Consider the following 14,051-nt stretch of genomic DNA (forward strand, 5'->3'; position numbering starts at 1 on the left):
CATCATCGCGAAAGGAATCCCATGTCCCTGCTGAAAACCATCGATCCCACGCCGTCCTTCGAGCCCAAGCAGTCCAAGGCCCTGCCGGAGCGGCTGATTTCGGGAGATCCATCCTTCAAGACCTGGGCCCAGGACAGCGCCCGCGACGGGATGATCAATACGGGCGTCTGGGAAGCGACCCCGGGCGAGAACCATTCTATCAAAGGTGAGACCTTCGAATTCTGCCATATCCTTCAGGGCGTCATCGAATTGACCGAGGAAGGCTGCGCACCGGTAACCTATCGCGCAGGCGACAGCTTCGTCATGAAGCCGGGCTACAAGGGCGTATGGCGGACGATAGAGACTGTTCGCAAGATCTACGTAACGGTGAGCTGATGACGAGCCTCGCGGACCTTCCGGTCTTCGAGGCGCCGAATCTTGCACTGAAACGCCAAGGGCAAACGGGATATTCCATCGCGACATTGCAAGGACTCGATGGAAACTGCCAGGACGCAGCCGATAGACTTGAGTGACCCTGCGGCAAGGAACAGCCATGACCCTCAGTTTCGACCCAGATTCGCTCGAACTTCCAAGCGGACACTTCATCGATGGCCGCTATGTGGAGGCACGCGGCGAAATGGCCATGCGTCGCCCTTCGGACGGAGCGGTCTTTGCCGATTGTCCTATCGCCGGAAAGGATATCGTTGACCAGGCCGTCGCAGCGGCAAGCAAGGCGCTGAAGACGAGCGGCTGGGCGACCCTTCGGCCGCGCGAGCGGACCAAGGCCCTGGTGCGGTGGGCCGACCTCATGGAAGAGGAATTGGTGAAACTCGCGCGCCTGGAGGCGGTGTCCTCGACCCGCCCGATCGGCCAACTCATCGCCGGCGACGTCGCGATCACCGCCGAGCAGATCCGCTTCTTTGCCGAATTCGCCGACAAAGAGGGCAGCGATCTGGTGCCGACCGACGGCAACAGCCTCGGCATGATCATGACCGAACCCTATGGCGTCGTCGGCGCGATCACACCCTGGAACTTCCCGATTTCCATGGCGGGCTGGAAGATCGGTCCTGCTCTGGCAGCCGGCAACGCCATCGTGCTCAAACCTTCCGAGATGACGCCATTCTCGACGCTTTATATGGCGGAGCTGTCGGTGCGCGCCGGCATTCCCGCCGGCCTGATCAACATCGTCCTCGGCGACGGCCCGACGACGGGTGCCGCGATCACCGGCCATCCCGGCATCGGCAAGATCAGCTTCACCGGCTCCACCGGCGCCGGGTCGGCGATCATGGAGAATATCGCCCGCACCGGCGTAAAGCCGATGACGCTGGAATTGGGTGGCAAGAGCCCGCAGGTCGTCTTCGCCGATGCCGATCTCGATCTGGCCGCCGAGGCGATTGCTCGCAACATTCTCTCCAATGCCGGGCAAGCCTGCGTCGCGGGCTCGCGCCTAATTGCTGAGCGCTCGATTGCCGAGCCTCTGGCGAAAGCGATCCTGACACATATGCGCAATATCAAGCCCGGCCCAACCTGGGACGAGAGCAGCCAATATTCGCCGATCATTTCGGAGCGCCAGATCGGGCGGATCGACAGTCTTGTGCAGGCTGCCATCGACGCCGGAGCGGAGTGCCTGACCGGCGGCTCGCGGCTGGACCATCAGGGCTATTTCTATGCCCCGACGCTGCTTGCCGGCGTCGACCAGACTTCGCCCGCCGTCACTGAGGAGATTTTCGGGCCAGTCCTGACATTGCAGACCTTCGAGACAGAAGAGGAAGCGCTTTTGCTTGCCGATCATCCGACCTATGGGCTTGCGGCAGGGCTGTTCACGCGCGATCTTTCTCGCGCCGTTCGCGTCACACGCCAGCTCCAGGCGGGAACCATCTGGGTCAACCGCTACGGCCGTTCGCGCGATCATATTCTGCCGACCGGCGGCTATAAGAACTCCGGCATCGGCAAGGACCTCGGCCGCGACGCCTATCTCGCCAATCGTCGCAGCAAGTCCGTGCTGATCAACATTTGAGGACCTGACATGAAGACCTATAAAATTGCGCTCATCCCCGGAGACGGCATTGGCACGGACGTCATAGCCGCCGCATGGCAAGTCTTGGAGAAAGTAGCGGCCAAGGCGGGCTTCGGGCTTCAGCCAACCAGCTTCCCATGGTCCTGCGCCTATTACAAGGAAACCGGCGTGATGATGCCGGCCGATGGCATTGCGACGTTGCGCGGTTTCGACGCCATCCTGCTCGGCGCCGTCGGCTGGCCAGCCGAAGTCCCCGATTCCGTCTCCCTGCACGGCCTGCTGCTGCCGATCCGCAAGGCCTTCGAGCAATATGCCAATATCCGGCCACATCGTCTGTTGCCGGGCGTAGAAGGACCGCTGAAGGCCCGCGATTTCGACATCGTCTGCATTCGCGAGAACACCGAGGGCGAATATTCCGGCGCCGGCGGGCGCGTGCATCAGGGAACGGCCAACGAAGTCGCCGTCGAGACCTCGATCTTCACCAGGGTGGGCGTCGAGCGCATCCTGCGTTTCGGTTTCGAGCAGGCCCGCGCGCGGCGCGGAAAGCTCGCTTCCGTCACCAAGTCGAATGCGCAGAAATATTCCATGGTGTTCTGGGACGAGATGACCGCGCGGCTGGCTGCCGAATATCCCGATGTCAGCGTCACGAACTACCATATCGACGCCATGGCGGCGCGCATGGTGATGGCGCCGGAAAGCCTCGACGTCATCGTCGCCTCCAATCTGTTCGGCGATATCCTGACCGACCTTGGCGCCGCGATCCAGGGCGGCCTCGGCTTCGCGGCTTCCGCCAACCTCAACCCTGACCGCAGCGCGCCGTCGATGTTCGAGCCGGTGCACGGCTCCGCCCCCGATATCGCTCATCTCGGCATCGCCAATCCGATCGCCGCGATCTGGTCGGCCGCGATGATGCTCGATCATCTCGGTGAAAAGGCAGCCTCGGCCGAGATCATGCATGCCATCTCCGCTGTGACAGAGGCCGGTATCGGCACGGTTCCCGGCAAGGACAAGACCGACGCAATCACCTATGCTGTGCTGAACGCACTCGCCTGAACGACAAGGAAGCGACACTAATGGACCTCAAGGACAAGAGCCTGTTTCGCCAGCAAGGCCTGATCGATGGAAGCTGGCGCGACGCCGCCTCCGGCAAGACTGTCGACGTTATCGATCCTGCCTCGCAGGCCGTGATGGGCACCGTTCCCGATATGGACGGAGCTGAAACCCGCGCCGCCATCGACGCCGCCAATGCCGCCTTCCCGGCCTGGCGCGAAAAGACCCATGCCGAGCGCGCCTTGCTGCTCGAAGCCTGGTTCGATCTGATGATCGAGAATTGCGACGATCTCGGCTTGATCCTGACGACCGAGCAGGGCAAGCCGCTCGCCGAAGCATGTGGCGAAATTCGCTACGGCGCTTCCTTCGTCAAGTGGTTCGCCGAGGAAGCACGCCGCATCAACGGCACGACTATCCCCTCGCCGACCCGCGACCGGCGCATCGTCGTCCTCAAGCAACCGGTCGGCGTCTGCGGCATCATCACGCCCTGGAACTTCCCGAATGCGATGATCACCCGCAAGGTGGCGCCGGCACTGGCCGCCGGCTGTACCGTTGTCATCAAGCCCTCCGACTTCACGCCCTATTCGGCGCTGGCGCTTGGCGTTCTGGCCGAACGCGCCGGCATTCCGGCCGGCGTCATCAACATCGTCACCGGCATGCCTACCGAAATCGGCAACGAGTTGATGCACAACGAAACGGTGCGCAAGATCTCGTTCACCGGCTCGACCCGCGTCGGCGCGCTCCTCATGCGCGGCGCGGCCGATAGCATCAAGCGGCTGAGCCTCGAACTCGGCGGCAACGCACCCTTTATCGTTTTCGATGATGCGGATCTCGATCTCGCCGTCGAAGGCGCCATTGCCTCCAAATTCCGCAATGGCGGCCAGACCTGCGTCTGCTCCAACCGCATCCTGGTGCAGGACGGCGTCTATGACGCCTTTGCCGACAAGCTTGCGGCTCGCGTTTCAGCCATGAAGGTCGGCCCGGGCACGCAGGCTGGCGTCGATATCGGTCCGATGATCAACGCGGCCGCCATCGACAAGATTGAGCGCCACGTCAGCGACGCCGTCGAAAAGGGCGCGACGATCATCGCCAAGGCTTCAAACCTGCCGGAAGGCCGTCAATATGCCGCCCCGGTCGTGCTCTCGGGCGCAACCACCGACATGCTGCTTGCCAGCGAAGAGACCTTCGGACCGGTCGCACCGCTCTTCCGCTTCAAGACCGACGACGAGGCGATTGCGATCGCCAACGGCACGCCGTTCGGATTGGCCGCCTATTTTTACACCGAAAGCCTCAAGCGCTCCTGGGCGGTCGGCGAAGCACTGGAATTCGGCATGGTTGGCCTCAACACCGGCGCCATTTCCACCGAAGTCGCCCCGTTCGGTGGCGTTAAGCAATCCGGACTTGGACGCGAAGGCTCGCAATACGGCATCGAGGAATATCTCGAGATGAAGACCTTCCACATTGGCGGGCTTGCCTGACATATCAGCAAAAAAGGGCGGCGGCGGAAGCCGCGCCCTAAACTGACTTGCAGAACGGACATCGTAGCAACTTCTTTGCCAGCAGAAGTTCACGCCTTCATAAGAAGACCCGAAGCTAAGGCTTGGAAGGTCTCGACAGCCCTAGGCAGTACATGCTGCGGATCATCGCTGGCAGCGACCCAGAGAGCGGCATTGAGCGCAGCGCCACTGAGAAGCCGGGCGGCGGCCTCAGCGTCAACCGGCTTGAGGGTCTCCTGAGCGATAAGACGCTCCACTGTCTGCTTGGTTGCTTGAAGACAGCTGCTTTGACTGGGCCATTTTGACGGATCCCCCAACACGGCAGGTCCGTCGAGCAGAACAATGCGTTGGACCTCCGGAACAAGCGCCATCTCGATATAGGCCGCCCCTTCGGCAAGCAGCCCCTTCCAATCATCGCCCGCGAGAACGCCGATCTCTTGGGCGCGCGACGCCATTTCCGAGTCGATCTGATCGACAACCGCCGCCAGAAGCCCGCGCTTGTCACCGAAATTATGGTAGAGCGCGCCCCGTGTCAGACCGACTTCGGCGGTCAACTCGTCCATCGAGGCGGCCGAATATCCTTTTTCGGCGAAGGCCTTTCGTGCGGCCGCGATCAGTTTGGCACGGTTCTCCTCCATCGTCTCAACACGTCGTTTGGCCATCTTGCCCTCAATTTCATATACGCCGCGTATATCAATTTGACATACGAGCCGTATATGGTTATTTCACATACGCACCGTATATCAGATGATGCAGCAGCCTGTGAAGCTCACAGTTCTCGCTGCGCTTGTCTGTCGGCCGTCAACGTCGATGAAGAAAGATCAGGAATGACCAAACGCGAAGCAATCTTCCCCGCCAACCAGCATGCCCTTTACGAGGAACATGGGTATTCCGCCGCTATTCGGTCCGGTGATCTTCTGTTCGTGTCGGGGCAAGTCGGCAGTCGTTCCGATGGGACGCCCGAACCCGATTTCGAACACCAGGTCCGGTTGGCCTTCGAAAACCTCAAAGCAACGCTGGATGCGGCGGGCTGCACGCTTGATGATATCGTTGATGTAACGACATTTCACACCGATCCAGAAAACCAGTTTCCGACAATCATGGCCGTGAAACAGACGGTTTTCAGTGAGCCTCCTTATCCGAACTGGACCGCGATCGGCGTAAACTGGCTCGCCGGCTTCGACTTCGAAATCAAGATCATTGCCCGCATCCCAGCAAAGGCGTGATTCTGAAAATCCCCGGCTATTGGAATCGGTCGAGCGTCTTGTAATAGGCGCCGACCAGCGGCAGGAACCAGGGCTTGCCGAAATGGCCCGGGACGGCAGGCCAGGCGAGATCCTTGAGCGGATTGCGATCCGTCTTGCCCAGGATGGCATCGGCTATCATCATGCCCATATGCGTTGCCATCTGCGCGCCGTGGCCGGAGTAGCCCATCGCGTACCACAACCCATCGACATGACCGGCGCGTGGGAAACGGTCCTTGGTCATGTCGACCAGACCGCCCCAGCAATAATCGATCTCGACTTTGGCCAGATGCGGAAAGATCTCGGCAAGGCCGGCTCGCAGGATTTCGCCACTCTTGCCGTCAGAGCGCTGATCCGACGTCGCGGAAAAGCGTGCCCGGCCGCCGAATATCAGACGATTGTCCGGCGCAAGCCGGAAATAATTGCCGATATTGAGCGAGGTGACGCAGGTGCGGTTGCCGGGCATGGTGGCGGCGACCTCAGCCTCGGTCAGTGGACGCGTGGCGATGATGAAGCTGCCAACGGAGATGATACGTCGGCGGAAATAGCTGAAAACGCTGGGAGTATAGGCGCCCGTCGCCAGGAAGACGTTATCGGCCGAAACCTTGCCGCGGGCGGTCGTCAATTCATGCCGGCCGCCATTGACCTTCCTGTCGGTCACAGCGGCGTTCTCGAAGATCGTGGCCCCATGACGAACCGCAGCCTCGGCAAGGCCGACCACATAGCGCCCCATATGCATCATGGCACTCTTCTTGGAGAGCATCGCCCCGTGAAACGCGGTAGATCCGACTTCCCTTTTAAGATCATCAGCCGTCAGCAGCGCGGTATCCGGATCAATTTCGCGATTGACCGCTTCGAAATTCTTGGCGATCCCCTCGAAATGCGCCGGCTTGGATGCGAGCTTCAGCTTTCCAGCACGGCGGAAATTGCAGTCGATCGCCTCCTCGGTAACGATCCGCTCGACCGTATCGACGGCATCGTCAAAGGCGCGATAAAGCGCCTTCGCGCGCTCGACTCCGAGCTCGGCCTTGGCGGAGATGAAGCTGTGGGCGAGGCCGTTGTTGAGATGGCCGCCATTGCGGCCGGACGCGCCGGAACCGACCGTGCCTGCCTCCAGCACGACCACCTTCGCGCCAGCCTTGGCGAGCTGGAGTGCTGCCCCCAACCCGGTAAAGCCGCCGCCGATCACCGCGACGTCGTAGTGACCTTCAAGCGGCGCCGTGCTCTGCTTCTCGAAGCGCGGGGCGGTGTCGTGCCAGTAGGACTTGAATTGCATGACGGCCTCCTCGTCAGAGCCCGACAACGCCGGGCAGGCCGGAGATATCCTTGATCTCGGTATATTCATAGTAGGGGTTGGCGGGCTCGTGACCGCGGTTGACCCAGACCTTGTGCTTGATGCCGAGATCGTAGGCCGACATCAGGTCGTAGCGGAAGGACGAGGAGCAATGCATCACGTCTTCCGGATTGCAGCCCAGCATGTCGAACATATATTCGAACGCCTTGAAGCGCGGCTTGTAGGCATTAGCCTGCTGCGCGGTAAAGACGGCATGGAACGGTGCGCCGAGCTTTTCGACATTGTGCATGATCTGCTCGTTCATCGCGTTCGAGAGGATCACCAGCGGAATTTCCTTGGCGACCTTGGCAAGTCCGGCCGGAACGTCGGCATGCGGTCCCCAGCTCGGCACTGTCTCATAGATGGAGCGGGCATCCTCGTCGCGGAAGGTGACGCCATTCTTGCGGCAGGTGCGTTCGACGGCGTTGTGAAGCACTTCATTATAGGGTTTCCAGTCTCCGAGAATCTCGTCGAGCCGGTAGGCAGCGAAATTCTTGATGAACTGGGCCATGCGTGGCTGGTCGAGCTGTTCGCCGTAAATCTTCTGGGCGGCCTCGGCCATCTGGAAATTCGTCAGAGTGCCGTAGCAATCGAAGGTGATGTATTTCGGCCGGAACGTCGTCATGTCTTGGATCCTTGCAGGGTGCCGCGCAGGCGCTTGATGATATGAAGACATCATAGGCAGCCTTTCTCCATCGGTTCACCGCATTTGCGCCGCCGCGAAGCAGAATGTTTTGTATCCGCGCTCCGCTTTGGCAGAGAGTTGCGCACCTGACCCTCCGGTATTGCCGATAACCGGGCAATAAGAGGCTCAAAAGCACCCCATCGGCTTAAATGACCAGCATAAGATGCGGCGGGCATGCCGGCGAACGGTGAAAGATATTGCCGGAATGCTTTCGTCGGGACGATCTTCTTCCATTGCGGGTCTATCAAAAAGGAAAGCAACGAACGGGAGACACAGCCTGTGCAGGCAACCGCGATCGACCTTCGCCCCCTCGACCACTCTCACCTTCAATCGGCGCTGGCACTGTCACGCCAAGCCGGCTGGCCGCACCGTTTGGAGGAATGGCAGATGCTGCTGGAGCTCAGCAACGGCCTCGTGGCTATCGAGAACGAAAAAGTCGTCGGGACGATCTTCGCCACCCCCTATGGCGACGAGATTGCGACGATCAACATGGTGATCGTCGATGAATCGATGCGTGGACGCGGCATTGGCCGGCGCATCATGCAGGCGGCTCTCGATATCGTCGGCGAGCGCGAATGCCGGCTGGTGGCGACCGCCGACGGTCTGCCGCTTTACGAGAGCCTCGGCTTCCGGAAGACAGGCACAATCGTCCAGCACCAGGGAATGCTTGCCGCCTGCACCGCACCGGAGACGGTCGAATGGGCGACTGGGGCCGATCTCGATGAGGTCGTAGCTCTCGATCGCGTCGCCTATCCTGCGGATCGCAGTGGGCTCATCCAGAGCTTATTTCGGGCGGGCCGACTGGCAGTTCTGCGCGAATCGGGAGTGATTCACGGTTATGCTGCCTGGCGGCCTTTCGGTCGCGGCGAGCTCTGCGGTCCGGTGATCGCGGAGACTGCCCAGGCTGCGGAAGACCTCCTCCGCTTCCTGTTCGCGGCCCGGCCCGGTGTCTTCATGCGCGTCGATACCGGGGTCGAAACCGGCCTTGCTTCGTTCCTGACTGAGCACGGCCTTACCCATGTCGGCGGCGGCATTTCGATGCGCCGGACACCCTCGTCCGCTTCATCACCCGTTCCAAGCGTTCACACATTTGCCCTGGCCAGCCAGGCTTTAGGCTGAAGAGAGATATCATGCTGAGCAATTCCCTCGTCGAACTCGACCGCGCCCACCTCGTTCACCCGGTCGCCTCCTATCGCGGCCATGAGCAGGCCGGCGTCCGCGTGCTGAAATCCGCCAAAGGCGCAACCGTCACCGATGCGTCGGGCCACCAGATGCTCGACGGCTTTGCCGGTCTCTGGTGCGTCAATGCCGGATATGGCCATGAAAGCATCGTCGAAGCCGCAGCCCGCCAGATGCGCGAACTGCCCTATGCCACCGGCTATTTCAGCCTTGGCTCCGAACCGGCCATCCGGCTTGCGGCCGAACTTGCCGAGCGGACGCCCGGCGATCTCAACCACGTCTACTTCACGCTTGGCGGCTCCGACGCTGTCGACAGCACGGTCCGCTTCATCCGCTACTACTATCACTCGCTGGGCAAGCCGACGAAGGACCAGTTCATCTCACTCGAACAGGGGTACCACGGCTCGTCCACCGTCGGCGCGGGCCTGACGGCGCTTCCCGTCTTCCACGCCGGCTTCGGCATGCCGCTCGACTGGCAGCATAAGATTCCGACGCACTACGCCTATCGCAACCCTGTTGGCACCGATCCGCAGGCGATCATCGCCGCTTCGGTCAAGGCGCTGCGCGCCAAGGTCGAGGAAATCGGCGTCGAGCGCGTGGCCGCTTTCTATGTGGAGCCGATCCAGGGCTCAGGGGGCGTGCTGGTTCCGCCGGCCGGCTGGATGAAGGCGATGCGCGATGTCTGTACCGAACTCGATATTCTGTTCGTCGCCGACGAAGTCATCACCGGTTTCGGGCGCACCGGCCCGCTGTTCGCCTGCTCGGACGAAGGTATCGTCCCCGACCTGATGACGACCGCCAAGGGCCTGACCTCCGGCTACGTGCCGATGGGCGCTGTCTTCCTGTCGGAGAAGGTCTACCAGACAATCGCCGACGGTGCCGGCGCGGCCGCAATCGGCCACGGCTACACCTATTCCGCCCATCCTGTCAGTGCCGCGGTCGGCCTCGAGGTGCTGCGCCTTTATGAGAACGGCCTCTTGGAAAACGGTGTCAAGGCGGGTGCGCGGCTGATGGCCGGCCTTCAATCGCTCTCCTCGCATCCGCTGGTCGGTGACGTGCGCGGGCGCGGCATGCTTGCCGCGATCGAACTGGTGGTCGACAAGGAGCGCAAGACGCCCCTGCCCGCAGCGGCCGACCCCTCGCGACGGATCTTCGATCGCGCCTGGAACAATGGGCTCGTGATCCGCGCCTTCGGCAATGGTGTTCTCGGCTATGCGCCGCCGCTCTGCTGCACAGAGGCCGAGATCGACGCAATCGTTGAGCGCACCGCCAAGACGCTCGACCAGACGCTCGAAGATCCTGATGTTCGCGCGGCCCTCGTCTGAGCGCACGCGGAACATTTCGCCATCGGCCAGCACGCTTCGCATCGGCCGATGGGTGGGATGAGCGAAATACCGCTTTGCCGCCATATTCGCAATTTTGTGCCGCCACAGCTCTCCCATTCAGAGAATCCGGCGAGCCTTAACTGCGAAACTGAAATGGCTGAAGGTACCCAAAGCCCGAAAAGCCTAGGTTTTCGGGAGATACAAGAAAATCCTCGGCAGTATGGGAACAGCATATTCTTCTGCATTCAGCCGAGGCGACCAGAATTGGTCGCATTCCATCGAGGACAGACACTTGGTTAAGAGCTTAGCGGATTTCAAATATTTCACCTTCGACGTCGTCGGGACGCTGATCGACTTTGAAGGCGGCATCAAAGACTGCCTCGCCGCAATCGCAGCGGAAAAGGGCGTCTCCGTGGACGGAGAAGAAGCGCTCGCACTTTATCGCGCTGAACGCTACTCCGGCGACGCCGGACTGTTTCCCGACGATCTGCTTCGCGTCTATCTTGCTATCGCGCCGAAGCTCGGCCTGCCGGCAGAGCAGAAATATGGCGAACGCCTGCGCGATTCCTGCCGGGATTGGAAAGGCTTTCCCGATAGCGCCGAAGCCCTCAAGCGTCTATCGAAGCGCTATAAGCTGATCGCCATGACGAACGCACGCCGCTGGGCCTTCGAACATTTCTCCAGGGAACTCGGCAACCCGTTTTATGCCGCATTCACCGCTGACGATACCGGCACGGAAAAGCCCGATCCGGCCTTCTTCGAACAGGTCTTTGCCTTTGTCGGCAAGGAAGGCGCTTCGAAGGACGACATCCTGCATGTCGCCCAGAGCCAGTATCACGATATCGGCATCTCGCGGCAACTCGGCATGACCAATTGCTGGATCCAGCGGCGCCACGCCCAGAACGGCTATGGCGGCACGATCGAGCCGAAGGAGTTCACCAAGCCCGACTACCATTTCACCTCCATGGCAGGGCTTGCGGATGCAGTGGAGGCAGTGAAGGCCGCCTGACGCAGTGATACCCGGAATTGATCCCGCAGGAAAAGACGGGACGCCAAATCGACCTTAACAACAAGGGGAACGCAATGAACGACAAGATCACGAATTGGACCAGCGCAGACGATGCCATGGTCGAGAATGCCATTCGCCGTGGCGCGACCCGCCGCGATCTCCTGCAAATGCTGCTCGCCGGCGGTGTCGCAGCCGTTGCAGGCGGCGCGATCTTCGGACGTGCCTCGTCAGCTTTTGCGGCCACCCCGGTCTCCGGCGGCGCGCTGAAGGCGGCCGGTTGGTCGTCGTCGACCGCCGACACGCTCGATCCGGCCAAGGCGTCGCTGTCGACGGACTACGTCCGCTGCTGTGCCTTCTACAATCGCCTCTCCTTCCTCGACACGGCCGGCGTCACACAAATGGAACTCGCCGAAAGCATCGAAAGCACCGATGCCAAGGTCTGGACTGTGAAACTGCGCAAGGGCGTGACCTTCCATAACGGAAAGAGCCTTTCCTCGGCCGACGTCGTCTATTCGCTGAACCGCCATCTCGACCCGGCCGTCGGCTCGAAGGTCAATGCGATCGCCAAGCAGATGACCGGCATCAAGGCTGTCGATCCGCTGACCGTGGAGATCACCCTTGCCAATCCGAACGCCGACCTCCCGACGATCCTGGCCATGCATCATTTCATGATCCTTGCCGACGGCACGACGGATTTCAGCAAAGCCAACGGCACGGGCGCCTTCGTCTGCGAAGTCTTCGAACCAGGCGTTCGCTCTCTCGCCACCAAGAACAAGAACTACTGGAAGCAGGGTGGCCCTCACCTCGACTCCTTCGAGTTCTTCGCGATCGCGGACGATTCTGCGCGCGTCAACGCACTGCTATCCGGCGACATCCATCTCGCCGCCGCCGTCAACCCGCGCTCCATGCGACTTCTGGACGGCCAGCCGGGCGTGGCAATGTCGAAGACCACCTCCGGCAACTACACCGACCTCAACATGCGTCTCGACATGAACCCGGGCAGCAGCAAGGACTTCGTGACCGGCGTCAAGTATCTGCTGAACCGCGAGATCATCCAGAAATCGGCATTGCGCGGCCTTGCCGAAATCGGCAACGACCAGCCTGTGCCACCGGCCAGCATCTACCACAATGCCGATCTGAAGCCGAAACCTTTCGATCCGGAAAAGGCCAAGTTCCACTTCCAGAAATCGGGTCTTCTCGGCCAGTCCATTCCGGTGGTGGCGTCGGAAGCGGCAGGCTCTTCCATCGACATGGCAATGGTGCTCCAGCAGGCCGGCGCTGAAATCGGCATGAAGTTCGATGTCCAGCGTGTGCCGTCCGACGGCTACTGGTCGAACTACTGGCTGAAGGCGCCGATGCATTTCGGCAATATCAACCCGCGTCCGACGCCGGACATTCTCTTCTCGCTGCTCTATTCTTCCGACGCTCCCTGGAACGAAAGCCAGTTCAAGTCCGCGAAGTTCGACAGCATGATGCTGGAAGCGCGCGGTTCGCTCGACCAGGCCAAGCGCAAGGCAATCTACGGCGACATGCAGACGATGATCGCTGAAGATGCCGGCACTGCCATCCCGGCCTATATCTCCAACGTCGACGCGATCTCCTCGAAGCTGCACGGCTTGGAAGCCAACCCGCTCGGCGGCATGATGGGCTATGCCTTCGCGGAATATGTCTGGCTTGATGCTTGATCCCTGCCTTCGTACCCGACCGGTGGTGTTTCGGCGCCACTTGTCGGGTACATTGCCGTATGCTCGGCGCATTCGTTCTCGCGAAGGGGATCTGATATGAACCGCCACATTCTTTCTCTCGTGTTCGGCCGTGTGATCGTGGCCCTGATCACGCTTCTCATCGTGTCCTTCACGGTGTTTGCAGCGACCGAAATGCTGCCGGGCGACATCGCTCAGATCCTACTGGGTCAGGCAGCGACGCCCGAGGCGGTCGCGGGCCTGCGCGCCGCGATGCACCTCAACGACCCGGCAATCCTGCGTTTCTTGCGCTGGCTCGCCGGCCTTGCCACCGGGGATCTCGGTATTTCCTATGCCAACAACATGCCGATCGCTGACCTGATCGGTTCCCGGCTCGGAAACTCGCTGAAGCTTGCGGCCGCAACTGCGCTGTTTTCGGTTCCGATCGCGCTCACGCTCGGCATTACCGCGGCCATGCTGCGCGGCTCGCTCTACGACCGCATCGTCACGGTGGTCTCGATCGGCGTCATCTCCGTACCCGAATTCATGGTAGCCACCTCGGCGGTGCTGATTTTCGCCGTCTATCTCAAATGGTTGCCGGCACTTGCCTTCGCCAATGAGATCCACTCCTTCTCGCAGATGCTGCGCGTCTTCGCGATGCCGGTCATCACGCTGAGCTTCGTGATCTCGGCACAGATGATCCGCATGACCCGCGCGGCCGTGATCGAGACGCTGAACACGCCCTATGTGGAAATGGCCCTGCTCAAAGGTGCTTCGCGCCGACGCATGGTGCTGAAGCATGCGCTGCCGAATGCGCTTGGCCCGATCGTCAACGCGGTAGCACTCTCGCTTTCCTACCTGCTCGGCGGCGTGATCATCGTCGAAACCATCTTCAACTATCCAGGCATCGCCAAGCTGATGGTGGATGCCGTCGCCACCCGCGATCTGCCGCTGATCCAGACCTGCGCGATGATCTTCTGTCTGGTCTATCTGCTTCTGATCACCATCGCCGACATCATCGCCATCATGTCCAATCCGAGGTTGCGCTGACC

The 14,051-nt window shown here is 61.1% G+C and carries 13 protein-coding genes; 10 read left to right on the forward strand and 3 right to left on the reverse strand.

Annotated elements, in window-relative coordinates:
• The first annotated feature begins 21 nt into the window (after positions 1–21).
• From RRH01S_RS13640 to RRH01S_RS13655, 4 genes are all read left to right on the forward strand, one after another.
• Positions 22–375 (forward strand): cupin domain-containing protein, encoded by a 354-nt coding sequence (locus tag RRH01S_RS13640; RefSeq protein WP_007697878.1) that lies wholly within the window; start codon positions 22–24, stop codon positions 373–375.
• 157 nt (positions 376–532) lie between these two features.
• Positions 533–1,996, forward strand: coding sequence for an aldehyde dehydrogenase family protein (locus RRH01S_RS13645; protein WP_042472074.1), 1,464 nt, complete (start codon positions 533–535; stop codon positions 1,994–1,996).
• A 9-nt stretch (positions 1,997–2,005) separates the two neighbouring features.
• On the forward strand, positions 2,006–3,049 hold the full coding sequence (locus tag RRH01S_RS13650; RefSeq protein WP_034516277.1) for a tartrate dehydrogenase: 1,044 nt from the start codon (positions 2,006–2,008) through the stop codon (positions 3,047–3,049).
• A 20-nt stretch (positions 3,050–3,069) separates the two neighbouring features.
• Positions 3,070–4,524, forward strand: a complete 1,455-nt coding sequence (locus tag RRH01S_RS13655) for an NAD-dependent succinate-semialdehyde dehydrogenase (RefSeq protein ID WP_034516275.1) — start codon at positions 3,070–3,072, stop codon at positions 4,522–4,524.
• Positions 4,525–4,613: 89 nt separating this feature from the next.
• Here RRH01S_RS13655 and RRH01S_RS13660 read toward each other — a convergent pair whose 3' ends face one another.
• Positions 4,614–5,204, reverse strand: a complete 591-nt coding sequence (locus RRH01S_RS13660; RefSeq protein ID WP_012650464.1) for a TetR/AcrR family transcriptional regulator — start codon at positions 5,202–5,204, stop codon at positions 4,614–4,616.
• Positions 5,205–5,369: 165 nt separating this feature from the next.
• Here RRH01S_RS13660 and RRH01S_RS13665 point away from each other — a divergent pair, with 165 nt between their 5' ends.
• Positions 5,370–5,768: a RidA family protein gene (locus RRH01S_RS13665; RefSeq protein WP_034516272.1), complete on the forward strand. Its 399-nt coding sequence runs from the start codon at positions 5,370–5,372 to the stop codon at positions 5,766–5,768.
• Positions 5,769–5,784: 16 nt separating this feature from the next.
• Here RRH01S_RS13665 and RRH01S_RS13670 read toward each other — a convergent pair whose 3' ends face one another.
• Positions 5,785–7,062, reverse strand: a complete 1,278-nt coding sequence (locus RRH01S_RS13670; RefSeq protein WP_012650466.1) for an NAD(P)/FAD-dependent oxidoreductase — start codon at positions 7,060–7,062, stop codon at positions 5,785–5,787.
• A 13-nt stretch (positions 7,063–7,075) separates the two neighbouring features.
• On the reverse strand, positions 7,076–7,744 hold the full coding sequence (locus RRH01S_RS13675) for a haloacid dehalogenase type II (protein WP_007697859.1): 669 nt from the start codon (positions 7,742–7,744) through the stop codon (positions 7,076–7,078).
• Between the two features lie 339 nt (positions 7,745–8,083).
• Here RRH01S_RS13675 and RRH01S_RS13680 point away from each other — a divergent pair, with 339 nt between their 5' ends.
• The 5 genes from RRH01S_RS13680 (at position 8,084) to RRH01S_RS13700 (ending at position 14,049) form a co-directional block, all read left to right on the forward strand.
• Positions 8,084–8,923, forward strand: a complete 840-nt coding sequence (locus RRH01S_RS13680; protein WP_012650467.1) for a GNAT family N-acetyltransferase — start codon at positions 8,084–8,086, stop codon at positions 8,921–8,923.
• A gap of 11 nt (positions 8,924–8,934) precedes the next feature.
• Complete coding sequence (locus tag RRH01S_RS13685) at positions 8,935–10,308, forward strand: aspartate aminotransferase family protein (protein WP_012650468.1); 1,374 nt, start codon at positions 8,935–8,937, stop codon at positions 10,306–10,308.
• 292 nt (positions 10,309–10,600) lie between these two features.
• On the forward strand, positions 10,601–11,317 hold the full coding sequence (locus RRH01S_RS13690) for an HAD-IA family hydrolase (RefSeq protein ID WP_037220287.1): 717 nt from the start codon (positions 10,601–10,603) through the stop codon (positions 11,315–11,317).
• A 74-nt stretch (positions 11,318–11,391) separates the two neighbouring features.
• Entirely contained in the window at positions 11,392–13,002 is a 1,611-nt protein-coding gene (locus RRH01S_RS13695; RefSeq protein ID WP_012650470.1) for an ABC transporter substrate-binding protein, read from the forward strand.
• A 96-nt stretch (positions 13,003–13,098) separates the two neighbouring features.
• Entirely contained in the window at positions 13,099–14,049 is a 951-nt protein-coding gene (locus tag RRH01S_RS13700) for an ABC transporter permease (protein ID WP_034516268.1), read from the forward strand.
• The last annotated feature ends 2 nt before the right edge of the window (positions 14,050–14,051 follow it).

Source organism: Rhizobium rhizogenes NBRC 13257, from assembly GCF_000696095.1.
Taxonomy (GTDB): Bacteria; Pseudomonadota; Alphaproteobacteria; order Rhizobiales; family Rhizobiaceae; genus Rhizobium; species Rhizobium rhizogenes.

Bases quoted from the DNA above. Each gene is read 5' to 3' on its own strand.
- RRH01S_RS13675 (WP_007697859.1), bottom strand. From the start codon at position 7,744: ATGACGACGTTCCGGCCGAAATACATCACCTTCGATTGCTACGGCACT.
- RRH01S_RS13670 (WP_012650466.1), bottom strand. From the start codon at position 7,062: ATGCAATTCAAGTCCTACTGGCACGACACCGCCCCGCGCTTCGAGAAG.
- RRH01S_RS13685 (WP_012650468.1), top strand. From the start codon at position 8,935: ATGCTGAGCAATTCCCTCGTCGAACTCGACCGCGCCCACCTCGTTCAC.
- RRH01S_RS13660 (WP_012650464.1), bottom strand. From the start codon at position 5,204: ATGGCCAAACGACGTGTTGAGACGATGGAGGAGAACCGTGCCAAACTG.
- RRH01S_RS13655 (WP_034516275.1), top strand. From the start codon at position 3,070: ATGGACCTCAAGGACAAGAGCCTGTTTCGCCAGCAAGGCCTGATCGAT.
- RRH01S_RS13645 (WP_042472074.1), top strand. From the start codon at position 533: ATGACCCTCAGTTTCGACCCAGATTCGCTCGAACTTCCAAGCGGACAC.
- RRH01S_RS13665 (WP_034516272.1), top strand. From the start codon at position 5,370: ATGACCAAACGCGAAGCAATCTTCCCCGCCAACCAGCATGCCCTTTAC.
- RRH01S_RS13700 (WP_034516268.1), top strand. From the start codon at position 13,099: ATGAACCGCCACATTCTTTCTCTCGTGTTCGGCCGTGTGATCGTGGCC.
- RRH01S_RS13695 (WP_012650470.1), top strand. From the start codon at position 11,392: ATGAACGACAAGATCACGAATTGGACCAGCGCAGACGATGCCATGGTC.
- RRH01S_RS13650 (WP_034516277.1), top strand. From the start codon at position 2,006: ATGAAGACCTATAAAATTGCGCTCATCCCCGGAGACGGCATTGGCACG.
- RRH01S_RS13640 (WP_007697878.1), top strand. From the start codon at position 22: ATGTCCCTGCTGAAAACCATCGATCCCACGCCGTCCTTCGAGCCCAAG.